This window comes from Pseudomonas sp. 10B238 (assembly GCF_000970615.1).
Lineage (GTDB): Bacteria > Pseudomonadota > Gammaproteobacteria > Pseudomonadales > Pseudomonadaceae > Stutzerimonas.
Map to the genome: position 1 here is coordinate 127737 of NZ_KQ033934.1, position 23880 is coordinate 151616.

The following is a 23880-nucleotide window of genomic DNA, read 5'->3' on the forward strand; positions in this document are numbered from 1 at the left end:
AGTCATGCGAGAAGCAGACTTGCCGCGGGTGACGCATGAGCGTTATCAGGGCTTGTGCGGGCGCGACAGATATTCGTGGGATTGCATCTCCAGCAGACGACTCAGGGTCCGCTGGAATTCGAACTCAAGCCGGCCGCCTGCATACAGGTCTTTCAACTCAACCTCGGCCGACAGGATCAGCTTGACGTTGCGGTCGTAGAACTCGTCAACCATGTTGATGAACCGACGTGCCATGTCGTCCTTGGAAACGTCCATCCGCTCGATGTTGGAAACCAGCACTGCATCGAAGATCTTGCCCAGCTCGATGTAGTCGTTCTGGCTGCGCGGACCGTCGCAGAGTTCACGGAACTCGAACCAGGCCACGCCACTGGCAACCTTGCGCGCAACGATCTCGCGGTTCTCGATCATCAGGGGTTCGTTTTCCTGAACCCGGCACTTCTCCGGCAGCAAGCTGCGGAAGCTCTTTTCCAGACTCTGCTCCGCCTCGGCATCCAGCGGGAAGTGGTAGAGCTCGGCCTGTTCGAGCGCACGTAGACGGTAATCGATACCGCTGTCGACGTTGACGATCTCGGTGTGCTTCTTCAACAGCTCGATCGCTGGCAGGAAGCGCGCACGTTGCAGGCCATCCTTGTAGAGCCCGTCCGGCACGATGTTGGACGTTGCGACCAGGCTGACGCCATTCTTGAAAAGCTCTTCCAGCAAGGTCGCAAGGATCATCGCGTCAGTGATATCCGACACGAAGAATTCGTCGAAACAGATCACCCGCGACTCATCCGCAAAGCGTTTGCCGATGATGGTCAGCGGGTTCTTCTCACCCTTGAGCGTGCGCATCTCTTCGTGCACGCGCTTCATGAAACGGTGAAAGTGCGTACGGGTCTTTCGCTCAATGGGCAGCGCGTCGAAGAAGGTATCAACCAGATAGGTCTTGCCGCGGCCAACTCCGCCCCAGAAATACAGGCCTTTCACCGGCTCCTGGTGCTTCTTGCCGAACAGCTTGCCAAGCAGCCCGGACTTGTTGCGGTCGTCAGCGACCAGATCGTCATACAGACGCTGCAGATGTCGCACCGCGGTTTCCTGGGCGGCATCGTGGAAAAAGTCAGGACGTTTCAGGTCTTCCTGATAGCGCTCAAGAGGGGTCATGGCGGGTTCTGGGTAGTGAAACGGGGCCGACACTTTAGCCGCGCCCTGGGTGGTTGGCAATTTACTCAGGTCGTTCAATTGCTGGAGCCTCGTATGAGATCAGCAGGGAAGCGCCGACCACGATCGGCGCATCCGGTGCGGGAGTTACGCAGCAAGCGTCGCCAATGCCTGGCGCAGACGCAGCATGGCTGCTTCCAAAGCCTGCTCATCGGCGTAGCTGGGGCTGTCAGCGATGCAATCGCCGTCTAGCCACAGGGTAAATTGATTGTCTTCATCGGCTCGGAGTTCCAGGGAATCCACGCCCTGCGCGATCAGGCGCTGACTCAGCGCACCAATCGCCTTGGGATCGCTGAACGGCCGTGACAACAGCAACTCTTCTCCATCGGCGGCAAAAAAACGGAAACGGAAGCTGCCGTCAGTTTCGCGGAAACTGGCGAAGCGAGCGGCCTTGCCACCTTTTTTCTTCACCGGCGCGGCACTGGCCACTTCGCTGCGGAAATTCCGCAGCCCCACCGATTCCCGCAATTCGCCGAGGAACGGCGTTGCGACCTTGCGCGCCTTGGCGGCACCTGCCTGCAGGATATCCTCCAGATCTCCCGGGCGCTGCATCAGGGTGTGGTAGCGCTCTCGCGCCTCGCCCAGCTCGCGATCGAGCAGGTCGAACAAGCGCTGCTTGGCCTCGCCCCAGGCCAGACCGCTGACCAGCTCGGCGCGGAACTCGGCCAATTGCGCCGGGGTGGCAAATGCCTGGTAGATGGTGAACAGGTGGGAGTCGTCTGGATTCTTAGGCTCACCGGGCAGCCGGGAGTCGGTGACAATGCGCGCGATCGTGCTTTTCAGCTGCTTAGCGCTGGCGAACAGCGGGATGGTGTTGTCGTAGCTCTTGGACATCTTGCGCCCATCGAGGCCAGGCAACGTCGCCACGCTTTCCTCGATCACCGCAGCGGGAAGGGTGAACAGCTCTTTGCCGTTGCCAAACAGGTGATTGAAGCGCTGGGCAATGTCGCGCGCCATTTCCACATGCTGAATCTGATCGCGCCCGACCGGCACCTTGTGTGCATTGAACATGAGGATGTCGGCCGCCATCAGCACCGGATAGCTGAACAAGCCCATCGTAATGCCCGCGTCAGGGTCTTCACCGAGTTCGACGTTCTTGTCTACTGACGCCTTGTAAGCGTGAGCACGGTTCAGCAGGCCCTTGCCCGCGACGCAGGTCAACAGCCAGGTCAGTTCGGGTATCTCGGGAATATCGGACTGGCGGTAGAAGGTCACCCGATCCGCATCCAGGCCACAGGCCAGCCAGGTTGCAGCAATTTCCAGACGCGACTGCTGGATGCGCAGCGGGTCGTCGCATTTGATTAGCGCGTGGTAATCGGCGAGAAAGTAGAAAGAGTCGGCATCGGCCTCCCGGCTGGCCAAGATGGCCGGGCGGATGGCGCCGGCGTAATTGCCCAGATGAGGCGTGCCGGTGGTGGTGATACCGGTGAGAATTCGGGTTTTCATACGTTGATCTCGATTCGGTCGACGCCAGCGGCAAACCTGCTGGCGTTCCGTTGAAAATGGAGCGAGCCACGGCCAGTTTGAGTGATCGTGCAGCACGTGCGGCGACTAGCTCACCGCTAGCCCAATCGCGGCGCGACCAGCTCTTTCAGCTCTACCAGCTTGCCGTGAAAAAAGTGGCCGCATTCTGCCACTTTCAGCAATTCATGGGGATGCTGAAGCCCGGCGGAAAATGCATGTACCGACGCTGGCTCGATGACCTCATCATCGTCGGGCTGGATGATGGTCAACTTGCAGCGTTCAGCCAATGGCTGATCAACAAGACGCGAAACCGCGGGCGCAACCAGAACCAGTCTTTCCAACGCTTCGCCTCGGGCTTCGAGCCGCCCCGCTAGCGCCGCCGCAACGAAGCCACCGAAGGAAAAACCCAACAATGTCAGCGGCAATCCTGGGTGCTGCGCCTGAAACCAGCGCAGCGCGGCCTCGGCGTCGTCGACTTCGCCGGTGTGCATGTCATGGTGCCCAGCACTGCCGCCAACCCCACGAAAGTTGAACCGAAGCGTTGCATAACCCGCATCGCGAGCCGTGCGCTGCAAGGTCGACACCACCTTATTCAGCATGGTCCCACCCTTGACCGGGTTGGGATGACAGATCAGCGCCAGTCCGCACGCTTCGGGCTGATCGAAATGCAGGCCCTCCAGCACGCCGGCCGGACCCTCTATGGATATGGGGTTTTCGCGTTTCAACAAAGTAACTCCGTGACCTTGGGGCTAATTGGCTCGTCTTGCTTACACCCTGCGCGGTGATCGCCATAGCGTGTTGCGGTATACAGGGCAGGAACGAGACGTTAACGTATCAAGCCGTGGAAAAACCACCGCATCAGGCGGTGCGCCCGCGCATAGCAGCTGCGTCCCGGCCCGACAGTCGCCCTGCCCGACCGCCAGCGCAAGGTTTCGCTGCTGAACAGCACAGCCGTTTTTATAGAGGAAGTATTCGTGGAACAGACCTTCGCGACCTGGTTGCTCCCGATCGTCGGCGTGATCGTCGGCATCGTCATTGGTTACCTGATTGCGCGAAACAGCGCGCCGAATAGCACACAGCGCCAGGTGGACGAACTGCAAGAGCGCCTGGACACCTATCAAAGCGAAGTGGTGACCCATTTCAATACCACGGCCAGCTTGTTGCGCAAGCTGACTAACAGCTATCAGGACATGCAGGATCACCTGTCAGAAGGTGCGGACAAGCTGGCGCTTGACGAGCAGACTCGCCAGCGCCTGCAAGCGGCGCTGCACAGCGAGGAGAATCATAGCCACCGTGAGCGCCTCAGCTCGCCCACGTTCACCGAACCGCCGAAGGATTACGCGCCCAAAGACGCGGATGTACCCGGCACGCTGCATGAAAACTTCGGTCTGAAAAGCAAGCACTGAGCCTGATTGGCGGCACTTTGGTGCCGCCTCGTGTTGCGTTATTGCGTTAGACGCATGGACAGGTCAACTGCACGCACATGCTTGGTCAACGCGCCGATGGAGATATAGTCCACGCCGGTCTCGGCAATCGCACGCAGCGTACCGTCATCAATCCCTCCCGACGCCTCCAGTTTCGCCCGCCCCGCCGTAACGCCCACCGCGGTGCGCATGTCCGCCAGACTAAGCTCATCAAGCATTACCACATCAGCGCCTGCGCGTAGGGCCTGCTCCAGCTCGTCAAGACTCTCGACCTCGACCTCGACCGGCTTGCCCGGAGCGATGCGGTGTGCGGCTGCGACGGCTTCAGCGATCCCGCCGCAGGCAGCAATGTGGTTTTCCTTAATCAGAAAGGCGTCGTACAGCCCGATTCGATGGTTATGGCAACCGCCACAAGTAACTGCGTACTTCTGCGCCAGACGCAACCCAGGAATAGTCTTGCGCGTGTCAAGCAGCCGCACACCAGTGCCTTCGACGAGATCGGCATAATGTCGGCAACGGGTCGCAACCCCCGACAATGTTTGCAGGAAATTCAACGCCGCGCGCTCGCCAGTTAGCAGCGCACGTGCAGGGCCCTCCAGTTGAAACAGCACACGGTCCGCCGCAACCTGTTCGCCATCGACCACACGCCAATGCACAGCCACCCGCGGGTCCAGCTGCCGGAACACCGCGTCGACCCAAGCCGTACCACTGATAACGGCCGCCTCGCGAGTGATGATCACCGCTTGGGCGAGCCGCTCTGCAGGGATCAACTGCGCGGTGATATCGCCGGCGCCAACATCCTCCATCAGCGCCTTGCGTACATTGGTTTCGATTTCGGCGGACAAGTCTGCAAGAGTGATATTGGTCACGGTGGGCTCCCAGATAATTCAGCAAAGTATAAAGGTTGCGCTGGTCATGACGCATGAACCGAACCGGATGAAACGTCATGTGGCTCTTGGTGCGCTCGGCATTTTCCGACCACCTGTAGGAAACACGCGAGTATCTGTGAGCTGCTTCATGTCCAAAACAAAACCGCGCTAGGCTAGTGAACAAGCGGCATATAATGGACTCATAAATTGGCGCCACAGAAATGGCGAGCCCAGCCCAAGCGATTTCGGCCGTTGCCCCCGCCTAAAATCAGCGGCATGCTACAAATGTACAGCGCTTGAATCACAGGCGACCGGAGAGTCTCGATGCGAACCGATGCGAAAGTGGTGCACCTCAAGGCCAGCGCCGAGCAAAAGCCCACCTCGCCGGCAGGGAGACTACCTGTCGCGCTCATCAGCGTGCGCGATAAAGCCGCCCAGCAGCTGCGCCTGGCATTGCAGACACTGTTCGACAACGCTGACGACTCGCTCTTTGAGATTGCCGACCGCGCCACCAGCAACGCCGAACAGAACGCTTTTTTTGAGGCTATGCGTGATCTGCGTATGAAGCGCCGCGGCATCGAGCGCAGCTTCCTGCAACAGGTTTTTGAATCTTTTTCCAAACTCAACCAATACGAAATCGGTAAGCCCGCGCCGCAGGAAGCATCCTTTGAGAGCCTAGCGCTGGTGCAGAACGACGAACTGGAAGAGTCGGTCGCGATCGACACCATGGTCGCGAAGGTAATGAGCCGCGCCACTCAGCCACTCAGCCACCTCACAACCCGCATCAACGTCCTCGTCAGCAAAAAGCTGGACGACAAGAACAATCCGCTGGGCCCCCAGCAACTCTGTGAGTATTTCCTCGAGGCCTGCCGCAGCCTGGGCGTCGAGATCAAGGTTAAGCTGATCATTCTCAAGCTGTTCGAGCGTTACGTGCTGACCGATCTTGAGCAGCTGTATGCCGAATCCAACCAGATACTGGTGGCGGCGAGCGTCCTGCCGGAACTGCAATCAGCGCAGCCACGCCGCTCGTCAAACCGCCCAGTCGCGTCAGGAAACAGCCCTTCAAGGTCTGGAGCGGGTTTCAGCGAAGCACCCGCATACGTTGACAGTAGCGTTCAGGAAGCTTTCGGCAGCCTCCAGGCATTGCTTTCGGAACTGCGCGGAAGTGCGCTACCGGCCCGTAACCTGCCCAGCGACGCCATTCCGATCTCCAGCAACGATCTGATGCGGCTGCTCTCGCATTTGCAGTCACGCGCACCGCAGCAGGTCGATGAGTTCGATCTGCAGGACCAGCTAGAGCAACTGCTGCATCGGGTCAGCGCCAAGAGCGGCAAATCACGCGTGGTCGGCGAAGTCGACGAAGACGTCATAAACCTTGTGTCGATGCTGTTCGAGTTCATTCTCGACGACCGCACCCTGCCCGACTCACTCAAGGCACTGATCGGACGATTGCAAATCCCGGTGCTAAAAGTAGCGGTGCTGGACAAGACTTTCTTCAGCCGAGGCAGTCACCCAGCCCGACGTCTGCTTAATGAGATCGCCTCAGCCTCAATGGGCTGGGCCGATCAGGACGAAGTCCAGCGCGACAGCCTGTACCAGAAAATCGAGCAGATTGTGGCGCGCCTGCTGAACGATTTTGTCGATGATCCTGCCATCTTCTCCGAACTGCTCGCCGACTTCCTCGCCTTCACCGGCGACGAGCGACGCCGTAGCGAACTGCTAGAACAGCGCACGCGGGACGCCGAAGAAGGACGCGCTAAAGCCGAAATGGCCCGCCAGGAGGTCGAACATGCGCTTAATCAGCGACTGCTCGGCAAAACCCTGCCCGAAGTTGTTGTTCGACTGCTACAAGAAGCGTGGAGCAAGGTTCTACTGCTGACCTGCCTGAAGCATGGCACTCAGTCCGAACAGTGGCAGGCTGCGCTGGCCACTATGGATGACCTTATATGGAGCGTTGCGCCACACGAAGATCTCGAGTCCCGCGCGCGACTACTGGAGCTTGTTCCAAGCCTGTTGAAGAACCTTCGTGACGGCCTGGTAAGCGCGGCGTTTGACCCCTTCTCTACCAGCGATTTCTTTACCCGACTCGAAGCGCTGCATGTGCAGACCCTACAGCAGCTCAACAAACCGGCCAAAATTGCGCCAGCCAGCGAACCACTCGACCTAGGTAGTTCTGCAGCCGACCAGAAGCTGGAACTGCCTCCACGCGAAGATCCCGTCAACGAACCGGCCAGTTCAGCGATGGTTGAGGTCAACGAGGAGATCGTTTTACTCGCCCCAGGTGAAACCCGGGAGCATGAGCCGGAAATCAATCTGGACGACAACGACGAAGCGCTCATGCAGGTCGATAACCTGCGAGTCGGCAGCTGGGTCGAGTTTCAGGAGGACGAAGAGCACAAGCTCCGCTGCAAGCTTGCAGCGGTGATAAAGCCCACGGGCAAATATATTTTCGTCAACCGCACTGGCATGAAAGTTTTGGAGAAAACCCGAATGGGCCTCGCGATAGAATTCCGTCGCGGTGCAATACGCCTGCTCAACGATGCGCTTCTCTTCGACCGCGCCCTGGAATCGGTCATTGGCAATCTTCGGAGCCTTAAAAACAACAACGGGCGATAGAGACAAGTGGGACGGGTAGAAACCCTGCCCCACGCGATTGCCCCACTAGCCCGCCCCACGCTGTCATCCAGCCAACCAGAACCAACTGCCAAGCGTCGTCACGCTTGGCTTTTGCCCTCGCACCGCTAGAATGCCTGCATCCCCTTTCGAGGTGCGTATGCCCAGCCGTCTTAAACCCGAAGACCAGGAACGCGTTGACCACTACCTCAGCGCGCCTCAGCACCAAGTCGAGCGCCGGCCTTTTCGGCCGTGGCTGCTCCTTGTGCTAGTCCTGGCAGTGGTACTCGGCCTGGGGCTGCTGAGCCGCCTCCTTAGCCGCCTGGTCCTATGACCGCCACAAGGCGCCGAACCGAATTCCGTAAAGCCTATGAGTTCATTCCATGACACATCGCATCGTAATCGTTGGCGGCGGCGCCGGCGGCCTGGAGCTTGCCACCCGCCTGGGTAGAACCCTGGGCAAGCGTGGCAAGGCGCGTATCACCTTGATCGACGCCAACCTGACGCATATCTGGAAACCCTTACTGCACGAAGTGGCCGCCGGCTCGCTGAACTCGTCCGCTGACGAGCTCAACTATGTAGCGCAGGCGAAATGGAACCACTTTGAGTTCCAAATGGGTCGTATGAGCGGTCTGGAGCGTGAGCGCAAATGCGTACACCTTGCAGCCTCTTTCGATGAGCATGGAGTCGAGCTGGTGCCGGCTCGCACGCTGAGCTATGACACGCTGGTGATCGCAGTCGGTAGCACGACCAATGATTTCGGTACCAAGGGCGCCGCCGAGCACTGCATATTTCTCGACACACGTGAGCAAGCAGAACGATTCCACCGCCTGCTGCTAAGCCACTACATGCGCGCCCATGCCGCTGAAGGCCATCAAAGCACCATCAACATGGCAATTGTCGGTGCTGGCGCCACAGGGGTCGAGCTTGCCGCCGAGCTTCACCACGCCGCACGAGAGCTCGCCGCCTATGGCCTAAACGGCATCAAGCCGGAAAACGTCCATATCACGCTCATTGAAGCTGGCCCACGGGTGCTGCCGGCGCTACCGGAGCGGATCAGCCAGCCGGTCCACCAAACACTCAAAGATCTGGGCGTTACGGTACTCACTGACGCCGCAGTGAGCGAGGTGACCGATGAAGGCTTGCATACCAAGGATGGCAACTTTGTCCCGGCCACCTTGAAGGTGTGGGCTGCCGGTATCCGAGCGCCAAGCTTCCTAAAAGACATAGACGGACTGGAAAGTAATCGAATCAACCAGCTGCAGGTGCTTCCCACACTGCAGACCACCCGAGACGAAAACATATTCGCCTTCGGCGATTGCGCCGCATGCCCACAACCGGACAGCGATCGCAACGTACCACCGCGAGCGCAGGCGGCGCATCAGCAAGCATCGCTACTCGCTAAATCGATTGCCCGGCGACTCGAGGGCAAAGACCTGCCCACTTACCGGTATCGCGATTACGGCTCCCTGATATCGCTGTCGAGCTTCTCAGCCGTAGGCAATCTGATGGGCAACCTCACCGGCAACGTGATGCTGGAAGGATGGTTAGCGCGGATGTTTTACGTTTCCCTGTATCGGATGCATCAGATCGCGCTGTACGGCGTGGCTCGTACCGGCCTGATGATGATCGGGGACAAACTCAGCACCAGCACAGTGCCACGCCTCAAGCTTCATTGATTGAGCCGGTAGCCAGCGCCATTATGAGGACAAGCGCTGGCTGTACCGGATAGCTTTCCGGCGACAGAAGTGAAAAACGAGAGGGATCCAGGCCAAAAAAAAACGGGAGACCCTTTCGGATCTCCCGGTTTCTCACGTCTCTTAACGAGGCGATTTTGGTGGGTCGTGTGGGATTCGAACCTACGACCAATTGGTTAAAAGCCAACTGCTCTACCAACTGAGCTAACGACCCAAAAATGGTCGGGGTAGGGGGATTCGAACTCCCGACATCCTGCTCCCAAAGCAGGCGCGCTACCGGACTGCGCTATACCCCGATATGGAATTTGGCTCCGCGACCAGGACTCGAACCTGGGACCCAATGATTAACAGTCATTTGCTCTACCGACTGAGCTATCGCGGAACTTCATTTCCAGCTCCTCAGGTGGTCTGCGTTACCGCTTGCTTTCCCCCCTCAGAGGCGCGCCATTTTACGGTTCTCGGCGCGACTGTCAACAGAAAAAATGCGATTTACTACAATGATTTGCACGATGCGGCAGTCCGACCCGCTCCGCTGGCGACAAAGCCGCTGGCACCGCTCGACGGAACGGCGCCAGCACCCACCCATCAGGCGAAGACGATCTCGTCATCCTGCACCCTCCCCGAGATGCTCGAGCCAGGCTCGAAGACACCAGACAGTATCTGCTGCGCCAGCGGATTCTCGATCCAACGCTGAATGGCTCGCTTCAAAGGCCGTGCGCCATAGACTGGGTCGTAACCTACTGCAACCAGTTTATCCATGGCCTCGTCAGTCAGCTCCAGACTCAGCTCACGCTCGGCCAATCGCTGCCGCAGGCGGCCCAGCTGAATGCGAGCAATGCCAGCAATCTGATCGCGGGCCAGCGGATCAAAGACAACCACTTCGTCGATACGGTTAATGAACTCCGGCCGGAAGTGATGGCTCACGGCATCCATGACTGCTGCACGCTGCGCATCAGGATCGCCCACCAGCTCCTGAATCTGGGTCGACCCCAGGTTCGACGTCATGACGATCACGGTATTGCGGAAATCCACAGTTCGCCCATGGCTGTCGGTCAGCCGGCCATCCTCAAGCACCTGCAGCAGAATATTGAACACATCGGGATGCGCCTTCTCCACCTCATCGAGCAGGACCACCGAGTAGGGCTTGCGACGCACAGCCTCGGTCAGGTAGCCGCCCTCTTCATAGCCCACGTAGCCCGGCGGTGCTCCGATCAGACGTGCAACCGAATGCTTTTCCATGAACTCGGACATGTCGATGCGGATCATGGCCTCTTCCGTGTCGAAGAGGAACTCGGCCAAAGCCTTGCACAATTCGGTCTTGCCGACCCCTGTCGGGCCGAGGAACAAGAAAGATCCGCTGGGACGGTTCGGGTCGGCCAACCCGGCCCGCGACCGGCGAACCGCATTAGCCACCGACACCACTGCCTCGTGCTGCCCAATCACGCGCTGGTGCAGCAGGTCTTCCATCTGCAGTAACTTTTCGCGCTCGCCTTCGAGCATTTTCGAAACAGGAATACCGGTCCACTTCGAGACAACTTCAGCAATTTCCTCATCGGTCACCTTGTTACGCAGCAGCTGGTTCTCGGTCTTGCCGTGCTGATCGACCATCTGCAGGCTGCGCTCGAGGTCAGGAATGATGCCGTACTGCAGCTCAGCCATGCGCGCCAGGTCACCCTTACGCCGCGCCGCTTCCAGCTCGGCCTTGGCTTGCTCGATCTTTTGCTGCATCTGGGCAGAGCCTTGTACTTCGGCTTTCTCCGACTTCCAGATTTCCTCGAGGTCGGCATATTCGCGTTCGAGCTTGACGATTTCCTCGTCGAGCTTGGCCAGACGCTTCTTGGTGGCCTCGTCATCCTCGTTCTTCAGCGCTTCGCGTTCGATCTTCAGCTGGATCAGACGTCGATCAAGACGATCAAGCTCCTCCGGCTTGGAGTCGATTTCCATACGGATACGGCTGGCCGCCTCGTCGATCAGGTCGATGGCTTTGTCCGGCAGCTGCCGATCGGTGATGTAGCGGTGCGATAATTTCGCCGCCGCGATGATTGCACCATCTGTGATGGAGACACCGTGGTGCACCTCGTAGCGCTCTTTCAGGCCGCGCAGGATGGCGATGGTGTCCTCTTCACTCGGCTCATCGACCTGCACACGTTGAAAGCGTCGCTCCAGCGCCGCATCCTTTTCGATGTACTGACGATACTCATCAAGGGTGGTAGCCCCGACACAATGCAGCTCGCCACGTGCAAGCGCTGGCTTGAGCATGTTGCCAGCATCCATCGCGCCTTCGGCCTTGCCCGCACCGACCATCGTGTGCAGCTCATCAATAAAGAGAATGACCCGGCCTTCCTGCTTGCTCAGCTCGTTCAGTACCGCCTTCAGGCGCTCTTCGAATTCGCCGCGGAACTTGGCCCCCGCAATCAGCGAGCCCATATCCAGCGCGAGCAACCGCTTGTCCTTGAGCCCGTCCGGGACCTCACCGTTAACGATGCGCTGCGCCAAGCCTTCGACGATAGCGGTCTTGCCCACCCCTGGCTCGCCGATCAGCACCGGGTTGTTCTTGGTGCGCCGCTGCAGCACCTGAATGGTCCGGCGGATTTCGTCATCGCGACCAATCACCGGATCGAGCTTGCCATCCTCGGCGCGCTTGGTCATGTCGACGGTGTACTTGTCCAGCGCTTGCCGCGACTCTTCGGCGTTGGGGTCGTTGACGGCCTCACCACCCCGAAGATTGCTGATGGCGTTTTCCAGAGCCTTCTTGCTCACACCCTGGTCGAGCAGCAGCTTGCCCAGACGACTGCTGCCATCCAAAGCAGCGAGTAGCACCAGTTCACTGGAGATGTATTGGTCGCCTTTCTGCTGCGCGAGGCGGTCAGCCTGGTTGAGCAAACGCGCCAGATCCTGAGACATGTTCATGTCGCCGGTCGGATTTTGCAGTTTCGGCAACTGATCAAGCTCTTTGGTCAGCGCCTGGCGCAACCCATTGATGTCGAAACCCACCTGCATCAGCAGCGGTTTGATCGACCCGCCCTGCTGCTCAAGCAGCGCCTGCATCAAATGCAAGGGTTCGATGGACGAATGGTCGAAACCAACAGCAATGGATTGGGCATCGGAAAGCGCAAGCTGCAGCTTGCTGGTCAAACGATCGATACGCATGTAATCACCTTTCTAGGTAAGGCAGGCCGTGCACTTGAAACGCACTCGAACGAAAGCCTGCGAGATGGACCTTAGATGAGGTTGATTGTTGGAGATTCAAGCCATGCGACCTTGACGCAGGTCATGCAGGTGGTTTAACGCAGGTCAGATGCGAGACGCCAAGGCCGTGAGCCGCGCGACTCAGACCAGCCAGATCAGGCTGGCGAAGCGCCCTGTGCGGGCGGCACGGCGATAGGAGTAAAAACAGGGATCGCTGACGGTACAGAAACCGCCGCCAAAGACAGCCGTAACACCACACGCAGCCAGACGGATTCGGGCGAGCTGGTAGATGTCGGCCATGAAGTGACCCGCGCGATGGCTGGGGGTAAAGGCTTCGAAACAAGCGGGATGGCGAGAGATGAACGCATCACGCACCTCGCCGCCCACCTCGAATACCGCAGGGCCTATTGCAGGACCGAGCCACGCAATCAATTGCGGCCCAGGCACCGCCATGGCCGCTACGGTAGCCTCCAACATGCCGGCAGCTAGCCCACGCCATCCTGCATGGGCAGCCGCGACACGGGTCCCGTCGAGGTCGCAGAACAATACCGGCAGGCAGTCGGCGGTCAGTACCGCACAGGCAACACCCGCTTCAGCCGTCCAGCAGGCATCGGCTGTGGGGCAACCGCGCGGATTGGCTTCAACAACGCAATTCGAATGAACCTGGCTCATCCAGGCAGGCTCGCATCCGAGCAGCCGCTGCAAGTACTGTCGATTTGCAGACACCCGCTCGGGCACATCGCCGACATGATCGCCCAGGTTGAAGCCTTCGAAAGGCGCCTGGCTCACGCCACCGCTGCGCGTAGTCACGCACGCTCTCACACGCCGAGGTGCAGGCCAGTCGGGACGGATCCAGCTCTCCGGCCAATCGGTCACCCGCTAAAGGCCTCGCGATCCTGTTGCAACAACGTCAGCAGCCAGACAAAGTCATCCGGCAACGGCGATTCCCATTTCAACCGCTCGCCACTGATCGGGTGGTTGAGCTCCAGAAAGCGCGCATGCAATGCCTGGCGTGGAAAATCGCGCAGCGTTTGTACCATCGTCGGGTTCGCTGCCGGCGGGATACGAAAACGACCGCTATAAAGCGGGTCACCCACCAGCGGGTAACCGATGTGGGTCATATGCACACGGATCTGATGCGTACGCCCGGTTTCAAGCTTGACCCGAACATGAGTGTGCGACCGGAAGCGCTCAAGCACCCGATAGTGACTCACGGCAGGCTTGCCGCCCTCGACCACCGCCATGCGCTGACGCTGCTGCCCATGCCGACCAATGGCTGCATCAATGGTGCCTCCGGTGATGATCACACCGATGACGATAGCCTCGTATATACGGCTGACGCTGCGTGCCTGCAGCTGTTCCACCAGACGCGTCTGCGCCTGCAAGGTCTTGGCGACCACCATCAGGCCGGTCGTGTCCTTGTCCAGGCGATGCACGATGCCGGCACGCGGCACGTTGATCAGATCAGGAACATGGTGCAACAAGGCATTGAGCAAGGTGCCGTCGGCGTGCCCGGCAGCAGGATGCACCACCAACCCGGACGGCTTGTTCAGCACCAGAATGTGTTCGTCTTCGAAAACGATATCCAGCGGAATGTCCTGCGCCACCCATTCGCCCTGAGCCTGCTGCTCGGCGGAAAGCTCCAGAACGGCACCCGCATGCACTGTATCCCGTGGACGCAGGACAGCGCCGTCGACGGTGAGCTGACCCTCTTTGATCCAGGCGGCGAGACGCGAACGGGAATGCTCGGAGAACAGCTGTGCCGCAACTTGATCAAGGCGCTGCCCGCCGAGGTCGTAGGGCACCTCGGCGCGGAGATGAATGGCCTGGGTGGTGATCGTGGACATAATTAAGGGCGCTTCAATAGTTGGAGAGGCAACCGTGCAATTCGCACCGATTGCGACAGGCGATGAGCCGCTACATAAGAAAGGGGGGAGATGCTCTGATCGACAGGCAGGAGGCCTATGGGTAGATCCTGAGTCTGAGCAGCCCCTCGACAGCGACACGGGTGCAGCCTTTGGTTTCAGCAACACGCTTGTGTTTAAATACCGCGTCTTTGTCCCGGTCAGCCGGGGCGCCCATCATAACAGGACGGCTCAGCGCAAGACAGCCAGCCGTCACAGGGACGCAAGCCGCCATGCAAGTGAAACACCTGCTGCTGATCGCCATTTTCGCCCTTACCGCTGCCTGTTCGTCCAACGAAACCATCAGTGAAAACCTCGGCGAAGCGGAACTGTACCGGCAGGCACAGGCCGACCTGGACAATAAAAGCTTTACCAGTGCGATCAACAAGCTGAAGGCTCTCGAGTCCCGCTACCCCTTCGGCCGCTTCGCCGAACAGGCACAGCTCGAGTTGATCTATGCCTATTACCGCAACACCGAGCCGGAAGCCGCTCGCTCGTCGGCTGAACGCTTTATCCGTCTGCATCCGCAGCACCCTAGTGTCGACTACGCCTACTATCTGAAGGGCCTGGCCTCCTTCGACCAGGATCGCGGCCTGCTGGCGCGCTTTCTTCCGCTGGACATGACCAAGCGTGACCCCGGCGCTGCCCGCGATTCCTTCAACGAGTTCGCCCAGCTGACCACTCGTTTCCCGAACAGCCGCTACTCCCCAGATGCCAAGGCACGGATGGTCTATCTGCGTAACTTGTTGGCCGCGAACGAGATCCATGTTGCCGACTATTACTTGCGCCGCCAGGCCTACGTCGCCGCTGCCAACCGCGGCCGTTATGTAGTAGAAAACTTCCAGGGCACGCCCGCAGTCGGTGATGGCCTGGCCGTCATGACCGAAGCCTATCAACGCCTTGGCCTCGAGGAGCTCGCGGGCACCAGCCTGGAAACGCTCAAGCTCAACTACCCGCAACACCCCAGCCTGGAAGAGGGTGAGTTCGTGCCTAGCCAGGAAGAGGCCGATAACCGCAGCTGGCTGTCCCGCGCCACACTCGGCCTGATCGATACCGAGAACAAAGCCCCGGACCGCTCGCAATCCAACCGCGACGTGGTGCGTCAGTATGAGAATGCTGCCCAGGATCTCCCGGATGAACTGCGCCCAGTGTTGCGGGAAGCGGAAACCGAAGCTGCAAAGGAAGAGCAAAGCGAAGACCGCTCCTGGTGGAGCTATCTGACCTTCGGCCTGTTCGACTGAGTACCCAACCGCAGCCTGCCAGAACGGCAGGCCCGCACGGCTTAGCCAGGAAGTAGACATATGGGCCTGTTTCGACTGTTGTTCTGGATCATCCTGATTGCAGCGGCGTTCTGGCTCTGGCGTCGCCTGACCAGCAAGCCTGCAGCAGGCAAACCGCAACAGACCACGGTCATGACAGTTCGCTGTGTTCAATGCGGCGTGCATCTGCCACGTGAGCAGGCACTGCAGAGCCATAATCGGTGGTATTGCAGCCAGGCGCATCTGGAACAGGACAACAAGTCGGGTGGGAACTGAACACCTGACGTTTTTCGGTTACAAGGGCCGACGAATCCTTCGGCTCTATCATCTCTATCGCGTCGTAATCGGCTTGGTGCTGGTTCTGCTCATTAGCAGCGACCTGCACAACGATTTGATGCGCATGACCAACCCGACGGCGTTCTACTACGGCGCCTGGCTCTATCTGATTCTCAACGTCTTCGCAGCCGTCTTGCTGCAGAACCCCAAGCGAGAGCTGCCGGTACTGGCGCTCGCGTTACTGGACGTCACCCTGCTGGCCGCACTGTTCTACTTCGCAGGCGGTACGCCAAGCGGCATCGGTAACCTGCTGATCGTAGCAGTCGCCATCGCCAATATCCTGCTGCACGGCCGCGTCGGCTTTTTCATCGCCGCAGTCGCCGCAACCGGCCTTATCTATCTGACGTTCTACCTCAGCCTAAGCGACAGCGCGGCAAGCAGTCAGTACGTCCAGGCTGCCGCACTTGGCACACTGTGCTTCGCCGCCGCACTGTTGGTGCAGGGCCTTACGAGACGGCTACAAGTCAGCGAAACCATTGCCCGCCAGCGCGCCGAAGAGGTCGCAAACCTCGAAGCCCTGAACGCCCAGATTCTGCAGCGCATGCGCACCGGAATCCTTGTCCTCGATCCTCAGGAACGTGTGCTGCTTGCCAATCAGGGCGCTCTCGAGCTGCTCGGACAACAGTCACTGACTGGCGAACGACTAGCGCCGCGCTGCCCGGAAATTATCAAGGGCCTGCAACGCTGGCGTGACAATCCGACCCTGCGGCCGCGCAACTTCAAGGCCACGCCTGACGGCGCTACGCTGCAGCCGAGCTTCGCTACGCTGCAGCATGGCGTGAAGCAAGACACGCTGGTGTTTCTTGAAGACATCTCGCAGATCGCACAGAAGGCCCAGCAGCTAAAACTCGCGTCGCTCGGGCGGCTGACCGCCAGCATCGCCCACGAAATCCGCAACCCGCTCGGGGCGATCAGCCATGCCGCCCAGCTGCTGCAGGAATCAGAGGTGCTGGACGCTGCGGATTTACGACTGACGCAGATCATTCAGGATCACTCGCGGCGCATGAACCTGGTCATCGAGAACGTGCTGCAGCTGTCGCGCCGTCGCCAGGCCGAGCCACAACTGCTGGACCTGAAATACTGGGTGCATCGATTCGCCAGCGAATTTCGCCAGACGCTACCGCCTCAGCAAATTGTCCACGTAGAGACTCAGGGCAGTTCACTGCAGACCCGCATGGACCCGAATCAACTGATTCAAGTGCTAACCAATCTGGTGCAGAACGGCCTGCGCTACAGTGGCCAGAAACATGACCAGGCACAGGTATGGCTGAAACTCTTCCGAGACGAGACGAGCGACCTCCCCGTACTGGAGGTACTCGACGATGGTGCAGGCGTGCCGGCCGAGCAGGTCCAGAATATCTTCGAGCCGTTCTTCACCACCGAGAACAAGGGTACGGGGCTGGGGCTGTATATCTCTCGCGAGCTCTGCGAAAGCAATCAGGCGCGGCTGGATTACCGTGAACGAGACGAGGGAGGCAGCTGCTTTCGTATCGTCTTTGCGCATCCGCGCAAGCTGAGCTGAGCCCGCCGAGAAGGCAACGGGTCACACATCGGCCACGGCCGCGGTACAACCAAGGTCATGTAGCGTTAACATTGCGGACCCGCACTACCATGTCGAAGACCGAGACCATGACCGTTCGCCAGAAAGCACTGATCATCGATGACGAACCCGATATCCGTGAGCTCCTGGAGATCACCCTCGGACGCATGAAGCTGGACACCCGCAGCGCCCGCAACCTCAAGGAAGCCAAGGAGTGCCTGGCGCGCGAGCACTACGATCTGTGCTTGACCGATATGCGGCTGCCTGACGGATGCGGTTTGGAGCTGGTGCAGTTCATTCAGCAGCAGTACCCGCAATTGCCGGTCGCGATGATCACCGCCTATGGCAGTCTGGACACGGCCATTGGGGCGCTCAAGGCCGGGGCCTTCGACTTTCTCACCAAACCGGTGGATCTCGGTCGGCTCCGCGAACTGGTCAATACCGCGCTGCGGCTGCGCACGCCGAACCCAAACGAGCTTACAGTCGACAGCCGCTTACTCGGCGCCTCGCCGCCAATGAATGTGCTACGCAAACAGATCGGGAAACTTGCGCGCAGCCAGGCACCGGTTTACATCAGTGGCGAATCCGGCAGTGGCAAGGAATTGGTCGCGCGGCTGATCCACGAACAAGGGCCCCGTCACGAGCGGCCATTCGTTCCGGTCAACTGCGGGGCGATTCCCTCGGAGCTGATGGAAAGCGAATTCTTCGGGCATAAGAAGGGCAGCTTTACCGGGGCGATGGAAGACAAGCCTGGGCTGTTCCAGGCGGCCAATGGCGGCACGCTGTTTCTCGACGAAGTAGCCGATCTGCCTCTGCCGATGCAAGTGAAACTGCTGCGGGCGATCCAGGAAAAGGCCGTGCGCTCAGTTGGCGGCGCCAAGGAAGTCGTGGTCGATGTGCGGATTCTTTGTGCCACCCACAAGGACCTGGCAAGCGAAGTCGCCGCGGGACGCTTTCGGCAGGACCTCTACTACCGGCTAAACGTCATCGAATTACGCGTGCCGCCCCTGCGCGAGCGCCGCGAGGATATTGCCCAGCTGGCCGAGGTGATGCTTCGCCGCCTCGCCCAGGAATGCGGCGACACGCCGGCCCGGCTGCAACCCGATGCGCTGGCAAAACTGCAGAGTTATCGCTTCCCCGGCAACGTGCGCGAGCTGGAAAACATGCTTGAGCGTGCCTACACGCTCTGTGAAGGCGAAGAAATCAAACCCAGCGACCTGCGGCTTTCCGATGCACCAGGCATGCCGGAGAATGGCGAAGCAAGCCTGGCGCAGATCGACAATCTTGAAGACCACCTCGAAGAGGTCGAGCGCAAACTGATCATGCAGGCACTGGAAGAAACCCGTTGGAATCGCACCGCCGCCGCCCAACGGCTGGGGCTGTCGTTTCGCTCCATGCGGTATCGGCTGAAGAAGCTGGGGCTCGACTGAGCATACAAACCGCGACCCCAAAGGGTCGCGGAGCGCCCGTTACCCCTGCGACAGCAGATTACGCAGGTCGATGATCGCCGCATTGGCTCGTGAAATATAATTCGCCATTACCAACGAGTGGTTGGCGAGCACGCCATAACCGCTGCCGTTTAGCACCATTGGGCTCCACAGCGGTTCCTGCGCAGCTTCCAGTTCGCGGATGATCTGCCTGACGCTGATCGCGGCATTCTTTTTCGCCAACACGTCGGCAAAGTCCACTTCAATGGCGCGCAATAGATGCGACAACGCCCACGCTTGTCCTCGCGCCTCGTAGAACACGTTATCGATCTGCATCCAGGACGTCTCGACGCGCTCTTCCTCAACCACTTGCCTGACGCCTTCGCGCTCAAGCTCGGCCGCCACCTGCCCGTCCAGACGAACACGTCCAACGCTGGCCGACAAACGCTGAGACAGCGACCCCAACCGGGTCCCCACATCACCAAGCCAGTTATTCAGGTTGTCAGCACGCGAGTAGAACTGCGCTTTGGCGGTCGGGTCGCTCAAACGCGCCAGGTAGCGGTTGAGGTAACGAATACCGTTGCGGTATTCCGATTCGCTGGCGGGCAGAGCCCAGCTGCGATTGTCGAAGTTGAACAGCGGTTCGGCTTTGGACAAATCCGGGTCTTCAGTCGACTGGGATTGGGAACGCGCGAAATCCTTGCGTAGCGCGCGACTGAGGTCGCGGACCTGAACCAGCACCCCGTATTCCCAGCTTGGCATATTGTCCAGCCAAATGCCGGGGGGCGCGATGTCGTTGCTCAGATAGCCGCCTGGCTTGTCGAGCAAGGTGCTCGCGACCTGTTTAAGGGTTTCGACCGTCGTGTAGCCATTAACAATCTGCTGCTGCGAAGCATCAGCGGCTTGCCGGACATGCTGCTGTACCGGGAACCGGTCAGGTTCGGAGCTCCAGTACCACCCGACCAAGAGGGCTACCAATAAGTAGAGGCCGATCAACAGGGCGATCCCCAGCAATAGCGGATTGCGAGTCGCCCCATCCGCTCTGGCTGAGTTTCCCGACAAGCCGAGGCGGCCGAAGCGATTCTTCCAATCCAACATGGGCGTCTGTCCTTCTCTTCATAAATTCAAAGATTCGATCGCCGGTCACGCGGAGCGTGCGGCATGTGAACCACTATAACGCAGCCGGTCGGCGGCAAGCCTCATAATGAGAACTAGGCCGCCTATCCAGAGCCATTGCTAATAACTGATAGGTGGTAGCATTGGGCCATCACAGTGGCCTCTGAGAGCACTGCCGCAGCGGGCCAGGGAACCGGACATGTCGGACCAGGAAGAACTCAAACAGCACTTCGCACAACGGGTCATCCACCAGGCTCGTGAGGTTCTCGAAGTCTGGCAGCAACTGCAACGCAGCGAATGGAATGACGCTTGCCGGTCTGCTCTGGCTGATGCCAACCAGCGTTTGCGAAAATTCGCCGAGCGCTTCGAGCAAACTGAACATCGACTGCTCGCGCTTGGCATCGAAGATTGCCTGGGCGATATCAGCGACAATCGTGGACGACTGTCTAGCGACACCATTGCCACCCTCAGCCAGCTGGTCTACCGTCTTGCACGCACGGGTCTACGCCATGGCGATCCGCGCGGGCAGTCTGCGTACGTACCGCCGTTGAGCAAACCCGTCTACATCGCACTGGAAGACCACCAACGCGCCCAACACGTGGTTCGCCAGCTCGAATTCTTCAGCATGAATGCGCAGGCTTTCGCCAGCGATGGGGAATTCCGCGCAGCGATGCATGAGCGGCACCCGGCCGCGATCGTCATGGACGTCGATTTCAATGGGCCCGGTGAAGGCCTGCGGCTTGCCGAGCGCATTCAGCAAGGACTGGATGAAAAGCTGCCGCTGATTTTCTTCAGCCATCAGGAAACCGACACACCGATGCGACTGGCCGCCGTGCGCGCCGGAGGGTTGGAATTCTTCACAGGCACCATCGATGCGTCGTGCCTTCTGGAAAAAATCGAAATCTTCACCCGCACTGCGCATTACGAACCCTTCCGCGTCCTGATCATCGACGACTCGCGAGCCCAGGCGACGCACACCGAAAGGGTGTTGAACAACGCGGGGATCATCACCCAGACGCTCAATGAGCCGATTCAGGCGATCACTTACCTCGCCGAATTCCAGCCGGATCTGATCATCCTCGACATGTACATGCCCGAGTGCATGGGTACTGAACTGGCCAAGGTGATCCGGCAGCATGAGCGCTACGTCAGCGTGCCCATCATTTATCTCTCGGCCGAAGACGACCTCGACAAGCAGCTCGACGCCATGAACGAAGGCGGCGATGATTTTCTGACCAAACCGATCAAACCCAGCCATCTGATTGCCACGGTTCGCACCCGCGCTGAGCGGGCCCGCAGCTTGAAAGCCAGGATCGTCCGAGACAGCCTGACCGGCCTTTACAACCATACGCACAGCCTTCAACTGCTCGAAGACGCCAGCTCTCGTGCCCGCCGCGACGGGCAACCGTTGTGCTTCGCAATGATCGATATCGATCATTTCAAGAAGGTCAACGACACCTATGGCCATCCAATGGGAGACCGGGTAATCAAGAGCCTCGCCCTGTTTCTCAAGCAACGCCTGCGCAAGACCGACCACATCGGCCGCTATGGTGGTGAAGAGTTTGCGGTGGTCATGCCCGACACCACGGTGCAGAACGCCGCGAAGGTGCTGGACGAAATACGCGAACGCTTCTCCGAAATCCGCTACCCGGCGCAGCCAGTCGATCTGGCCTGCACCTTTAGCTGCGGCATTGCCGAGCTCACCCCGAGCGCGGACATCAAATCATTGACGCAGCAGGCAGACGAAGCGCTATACAGCGCTAAACATGCTGGACGAAACCGAGTGGACAAGTTCTGGCCGTCACAGAACTGACATCAAACAGCCATATCTTCTAGCCTCCAGAATCCCCGGAGGCCAGGATGCGCCTGAAGTCCCTTACCACCCTAAACACCTTGCTGCTCGTCGCCATTTGCTTTGCCCTGGGCGCAACGCTTTGGTGGTCGGAGCGTGCGCTGGAGCGTCCGTACCAGTTGATGGGTCAGTACCTGAGCCTTTCCCAGCGTTTTCAACATCAGGTCGCCGACAATATCCAGACCTACCTGAGCAGTGGCGACGCCCTACGACACAAGGCCGCACTGACTGAGCTAGAGGGGCTGGCAGCAGATGTGAGCGCCCTGCCCGGCCCGTTCGCCAATCGTCTGCAGCCGAGCCTGGAACAGCTCCACCAATTCGCCGCTACTGAGCTGCTCGCCGCAGGCAAGCTGGCAGGAGACCCCCAAGGCCTGCTACTGCAAGCCGAGCGTGAAATAGCAGGCGTACTGGAGCAGCTGCATCGCTATGCCGCGCAAGGTCAGCATGAAGCCGTCACTCTTTATCAACAGCCATTGTTCGAAGCAAGTCGACAACTGCTTCGCCTCAGCCACGCGAGAGCCAAGCTGACGGCCAGCGGCAACGGCGAGTTGGCGGCCGAGGTAGAGCAAGCGCTGCAAACAATAACGAAGGAAGCGCAAACGCTGAAAGCCCTACCGCTGCTCGGCGTTGCGAGTGAGCAAACATCCGGCGCAAGCACCTTCGCTGCGCTCTTGGACCTCGACGAGCAAGCCCCGGCGCAGACAGCTGAAGACCAAGGCATCGCCTTCAAACGCGACCTCTCCAGCCTCCTGAAGCGATATCCGGGAGAACTGCAACGCACACGCGGACTGATCGAGCAACGCCTGAAACTAATGGACAGCACAGAGCAGAAAGTCGCATCCCTACAAATGGCACTCGACGACCTAGAGCCAGAGATCCGCGCAGAACACGGCCGTATCCAAGCAGAAGTACGGCTGATTCAGGGCACCATCATCGCGTTGATTCTATTGGTTGCACTTGCCATTGATCGTTTGCAGCGCCAACTCACGCGCTCGCTTGGGCAACTGGCTCCGGCGCTCTCCGCCTGGGCCGGCGGCGATTTCGAAAAACCTATCGATATCCGCTCCAAAACGCCTGAGCTGGTCGAAATCGGCACGTCGCTCAACCAGCTACGCAGCTACCTGCTCACGCTTGTCGGCACGCTGCGCCAACATGCACTAGAGGTGACTGGCAATAGTCGGAGCCTCGCGGAAATGAGCAATGATCTGCACCAAGGTGCCAGCCGCCAGAGCAGCGACACCGCGCAGATCCGGGACGCGCTGGGTGAACTGGAAGCCACCATCCAAGATGTCGCTACCAGCGCAGACCAGACGGCCGAGGCCGGCCGCGCCGCGGGCCACGCCGTAACCCAGGGACAGCAGGTCATCGGCAGAAGCCTGACCGGACTGCACGGCCTGGTTAGCGAAGTGCAAAGCAACGCCTTGGCCATCGAACGCCTGGCTGACGAAACCGGAACGATTGGCAAGGTACTGACCGTCATTCGCTCGATCGCAGAGCAAACCAATCTGCTTGCTCTGAATGCAGCGATCGAGGCCGCAAGAGCTGGCGAACAGGGACGTGGCTTTGCCGTCGTAGCTGACGAGGTACGTACCCTGGCGCAACGCACCAGTGGTGCCACTGAGGAAATCCAGCTGCTGATCGGGAGCTTGCAGACCGCTGCACATCAATCGGTCCAAGCCATGCGCATCCAGGTTAATCACGCCGAAGAGACAGCCCAGCTGGCCGAGACGGCGGATTCGGCGCTGAATCAGATTGTGGTCACCATCGGTTCCATTGAGCAGATGGCCGCACAGATCGCGCTAGCCACCGCCCAGCAGAGCGAAGCGGTCAGCGAAATCCGTGGCCACAGCGAACGTATTCATCAGCTCGGCGATAGCAACCTGACGCATATCAGCCGTGGCCGTGAGCAGAGTGAACAGATGCTGCACCTGGCCAGCGAGCTGAACCAGGCGACACTGGCGTTCAAAGGCTGAACGCGGTCGTATAGAAGCTC

Annotated in this window: 18 protein-coding genes and 3 tRNA genes; 10 read left to right on the forward strand and 11 right to left on the reverse strand. The window is 59.5% G+C overall.

The window, feature by feature from the left end:
- Window positions 1-45: 45 nt before the first annotated feature.
- From zapE to RT21_RS13635, 3 genes are all read right to left on the reverse strand, one after another.
- Window positions 46-1140 (reverse strand): cell division protein ZapE, encoded by a 1095-nt coding sequence (zapE, locus tag RT21_RS13625; RefSeq protein WP_045424478.1) that lies wholly within the window; start codon window positions 1138-1140, stop codon window positions 46-48.
- Between the two features lie 144 nt (window positions 1141-1284).
- Window positions 1285-2643: a tryptophan--tRNA ligase gene (locus tag RT21_RS13630; RefSeq protein ID WP_046163153.1), complete on the reverse strand. Its 1359-nt coding sequence runs from the start codon at window positions 2641-2643 to the stop codon at window positions 1285-1287.
- Window positions 2644-2759: 116 nt separating this feature from the next.
- Window positions 2760-3389: an alpha/beta hydrolase gene (locus RT21_RS13635; RefSeq protein WP_046163154.1), complete on the reverse strand. Its 630-nt coding sequence runs from the start codon at window positions 3387-3389 to the stop codon at window positions 2760-2762.
- Between the two features lie 246 nt (window positions 3390-3635).
- On the opposite strand from RT21_RS13635, the gene RT21_RS13640 reads away from it, so the two are divergent.
- The gene (locus tag RT21_RS13640; RefSeq protein WP_045424472.1) at window positions 3636-4067 is read left to right on the forward strand and encodes a Z-ring associated ZapG family protein; all 432 of its coding nucleotides are present in this window, start codon (window positions 3636-3638) and stop codon (window positions 4065-4067) included.
- A gap of 38 nt (window positions 4068-4105) precedes the next feature.
- Here the strand turns inward: RT21_RS13640 and nadC are convergent, their stop codons facing one another.
- Window positions 4106-4954: a carboxylating nicotinate-nucleotide diphosphorylase gene (nadC, locus tag RT21_RS13645; protein WP_046163155.1), complete on the reverse strand. Its 849-nt coding sequence runs from the start codon at window positions 4952-4954 to the stop codon at window positions 4106-4108.
- A 324-nt stretch (window positions 4955-5278) separates the two neighbouring features.
- On the opposite strand from nadC, the gene RT21_RS13650 reads away from it, so the two are divergent.
- The 3 genes from RT21_RS13650 to RT21_RS13660 all read left to right on the forward strand — a co-directional run bounded on the left by RT21_RS13650 (window position 5279) and on the right by RT21_RS13660 (window position 9246).
- Entirely contained in the window at window positions 5279-7570 is a 2292-nt protein-coding gene (locus RT21_RS13650; protein WP_046163156.1) for a DUF1631 domain-containing protein, read from the forward strand.
- A 157-nt stretch (window positions 7571-7727) separates the two neighbouring features.
- Window positions 7728-7901 carry a DUF3094 family protein gene (locus RT21_RS13655; protein WP_045424464.1) on the forward strand — a complete coding sequence of 58 codons (174 nt, stop codon included), beginning with the start codon at window positions 7728-7730 and terminating at the stop codon, window positions 7899-7901.
- A gap of 49 nt (window positions 7902-7950) precedes the next feature.
- Complete coding sequence (locus RT21_RS13660; RefSeq protein WP_046163157.1) at window positions 7951-9246, forward strand: NAD(P)/FAD-dependent oxidoreductase; 1296 nt, start codon at window positions 7951-7953, stop codon at window positions 9244-9246.
- Window positions 9247-9402: 156 nt separating this feature from the next.
- Here RT21_RS13660 and RT21_RS13665 read toward each other — a convergent pair.
- The 6 genes from RT21_RS13665 to rluD all read right to left on the reverse strand — a co-directional run bounded on the left by RT21_RS13665 (window position 9403) and on the right by rluD (window position 14300).
- A tRNA-Lys gene (locus RT21_RS13665) sits at window positions 9403-9478 on the reverse strand.
- Window positions 9479-9483: 5 nt separating this feature from the next.
- Window positions 9484-9560: transfer RNA gene (locus RT21_RS13670), tRNA-Pro, on the reverse strand.
- 10 nt (window positions 9561-9570) lie between these two features.
- Window positions 9571-9646: transfer RNA gene (locus tag RT21_RS13675), tRNA-Asn, on the reverse strand.
- A gap of 203 nt (window positions 9647-9849) precedes the next feature.
- Entirely contained in the window at window positions 9850-12414 is a 2565-nt protein-coding gene (gene clpB / locus RT21_RS13680) for an ATP-dependent chaperone ClpB (RefSeq protein ID WP_046163158.1), read from the reverse strand.
- Between the two features lie 180 nt (window positions 12415-12594).
- Window positions 12595-13329 carry a peptidoglycan editing factor PgeF gene (pgeF, locus tag RT21_RS13685; RefSeq protein WP_046163159.1) on the reverse strand — a complete coding sequence of 245 codons (735 nt, stop codon included), beginning with the start codon at window positions 13327-13329 and terminating at the stop codon, window positions 12595-12597.
- Window positions 13326-14300 (reverse strand): 23S rRNA pseudouridine(1911/1915/1917) synthase RluD, encoded by a 975-nt coding sequence (rluD, locus tag RT21_RS13690; protein ID WP_045424455.1) that lies wholly within the window; start codon window positions 14298-14300, stop codon window positions 13326-13328. Before rluD ends, pgeF begins: the two co-directional genes overlap by 4 nt.
- Window positions 14301-14590: 290 nt before the next feature.
- Here rluD and RT21_RS13695 point away from each other — a divergent pair, with 290 nt between their 5' ends.
- The 4 genes from RT21_RS13695 (at window position 14591) to RT21_RS13710 (ending at window position 18922) form a co-directional block, all read left to right on the forward strand.
- Window positions 14591-15598 carry an outer membrane protein assembly factor BamD gene (locus RT21_RS13695; RefSeq protein WP_046163160.1) on the forward strand — a complete coding sequence of 336 codons (1008 nt, stop codon included), beginning with the start codon at window positions 14591-14593 and terminating at the stop codon, window positions 15596-15598.
- A 60-nt stretch (window positions 15599-15658) separates the two neighbouring features.
- A complete protein-coding gene (locus RT21_RS13700; protein WP_046163161.1) occupies window positions 15659-15892 on the forward strand; it encodes a PP0621 family protein in 234 nt (77 codons plus the stop codon).
- Window positions 15882-17474, forward strand: a complete 1593-nt coding sequence (locus RT21_RS13705) for a sensor histidine kinase (RefSeq protein WP_046163162.1) — start codon at window positions 15882-15884, stop codon at window positions 17472-17474. Before RT21_RS13700 ends, RT21_RS13705 begins: the two co-directional genes overlap by 11 nt.
- Before the next feature lie 107 nt (window positions 17475-17581).
- Window positions 17582-18922, forward strand: a complete 1341-nt coding sequence (locus tag RT21_RS13710; RefSeq protein WP_045431581.1) for a sigma-54-dependent transcriptional regulator — start codon at window positions 17582-17584, stop codon at window positions 18920-18922.
- Window positions 18923-18961: 39 nt separating this feature from the next.
- Here RT21_RS13710 and RT21_RS13715 read toward each other — a convergent pair whose 3' ends face one another.
- Window positions 18962-20017: a DUF2333 family protein gene (locus RT21_RS13715; RefSeq protein ID WP_046163163.1), complete on the reverse strand. Its 1056-nt coding sequence runs from the start codon at window positions 20015-20017 to the stop codon at window positions 18962-18964.
- Window positions 20018-20234: 217 nt separating this feature from the next.
- On the opposite strand from RT21_RS13715, the gene RT21_RS13720 reads away from it, so the two are divergent.
- Together RT21_RS13720 and RT21_RS24180 are read left to right on the forward strand one after the other, a co-directional pair.
- Window positions 20235-21848: a response regulator gene (locus tag RT21_RS13720; RefSeq protein ID WP_046163164.1), complete on the forward strand. Its 1614-nt coding sequence runs from the start codon at window positions 20235-20237 to the stop codon at window positions 21846-21848.
- A gap of 1232 nt (window positions 21849-23080) precedes the next feature.
- Window positions 23081-23860, forward strand: a complete 780-nt coding sequence (locus tag RT21_RS24180; RefSeq protein ID WP_234463435.1) for a methyl-accepting chemotaxis protein — start codon at window positions 23081-23083, stop codon at window positions 23858-23860.
- Window positions 23861-23880: the final 20 nt, after the last annotated feature.

Excerpts from the sequence above, each read along its gene's own strand:
- zapE (WP_045424478.1), bottom strand. The coding sequence starts at position 1,140 with ATGACCCCTCTTGAGCGCTATCAGGAAGACCTGAAACGTCCTGACTTT.
- RT21_RS13700 (WP_046163161.1), top strand. The coding sequence starts at position 15,659 with ATGGGCCTGTTTCGACTGTTGTTCTGGATCATCCTGATTGCAGCGGCG.
- clpB (WP_046163158.1), bottom strand. The coding sequence starts at position 12,414 with ATGCGTATCGATCGTTTGACCAGCAAGCTGCAGCTTGCGCTTTCCGAT.
- rluD (WP_045424455.1), bottom strand. The coding sequence starts at position 14,300 with ATGTCCACGATCACCACCCAGGCCATTCATCTCCGCGCCGAGGTGCCC.
- RT21_RS13695 (WP_046163160.1), top strand. The coding sequence starts at position 14,591 with ATGCAAGTGAAACACCTGCTGCTGATCGCCATTTTCGCCCTTACCGCT.
- RT21_RS13720 (WP_046163164.1), top strand. The coding sequence starts at position 20,235 with ATGTCGGACCAGGAAGAACTCAAACAGCACTTCGCACAACGGGTCATC.
- RT21_RS13710 (WP_045431581.1), top strand. The coding sequence starts at position 17,582 with ATGACCGTTCGCCAGAAAGCACTGATCATCGATGACGAACCCGATATC.
- RT21_RS13660 (WP_046163157.1), top strand. The coding sequence starts at position 7,951 with ATGACACATCGCATCGTAATCGTTGGCGGCGGCGCCGGCGGCCTGGAG.
- RT21_RS24180 (WP_234463435.1), top strand. The coding sequence starts at position 23,081 with ATGAGCAATGATCTGCACCAAGGTGCCAGCCGCCAGAGCAGCGACACC.
- RT21_RS13630 (WP_046163153.1), bottom strand. The coding sequence starts at position 2,643 with ATGAAAACCCGAATTCTCACCGGTATCACCACCACCGGCACGCCTCAT.
- RT21_RS13650 (WP_046163156.1), top strand. The coding sequence starts at position 5,279 with ATGCGAACCGATGCGAAAGTGGTGCACCTCAAGGCCAGCGCCGAGCAA.
- RT21_RS13655 (WP_045424464.1), top strand. The coding sequence starts at position 7,728 with ATGCCCAGCCGTCTTAAACCCGAAGACCAGGAACGCGTTGACCACTAC.
- RT21_RS13715 (WP_046163163.1), bottom strand. The coding sequence starts at position 20,017 with ATGTTGGATTGGAAGAATCGCTTCGGCCGCCTCGGCTTGTCGGGAAAC.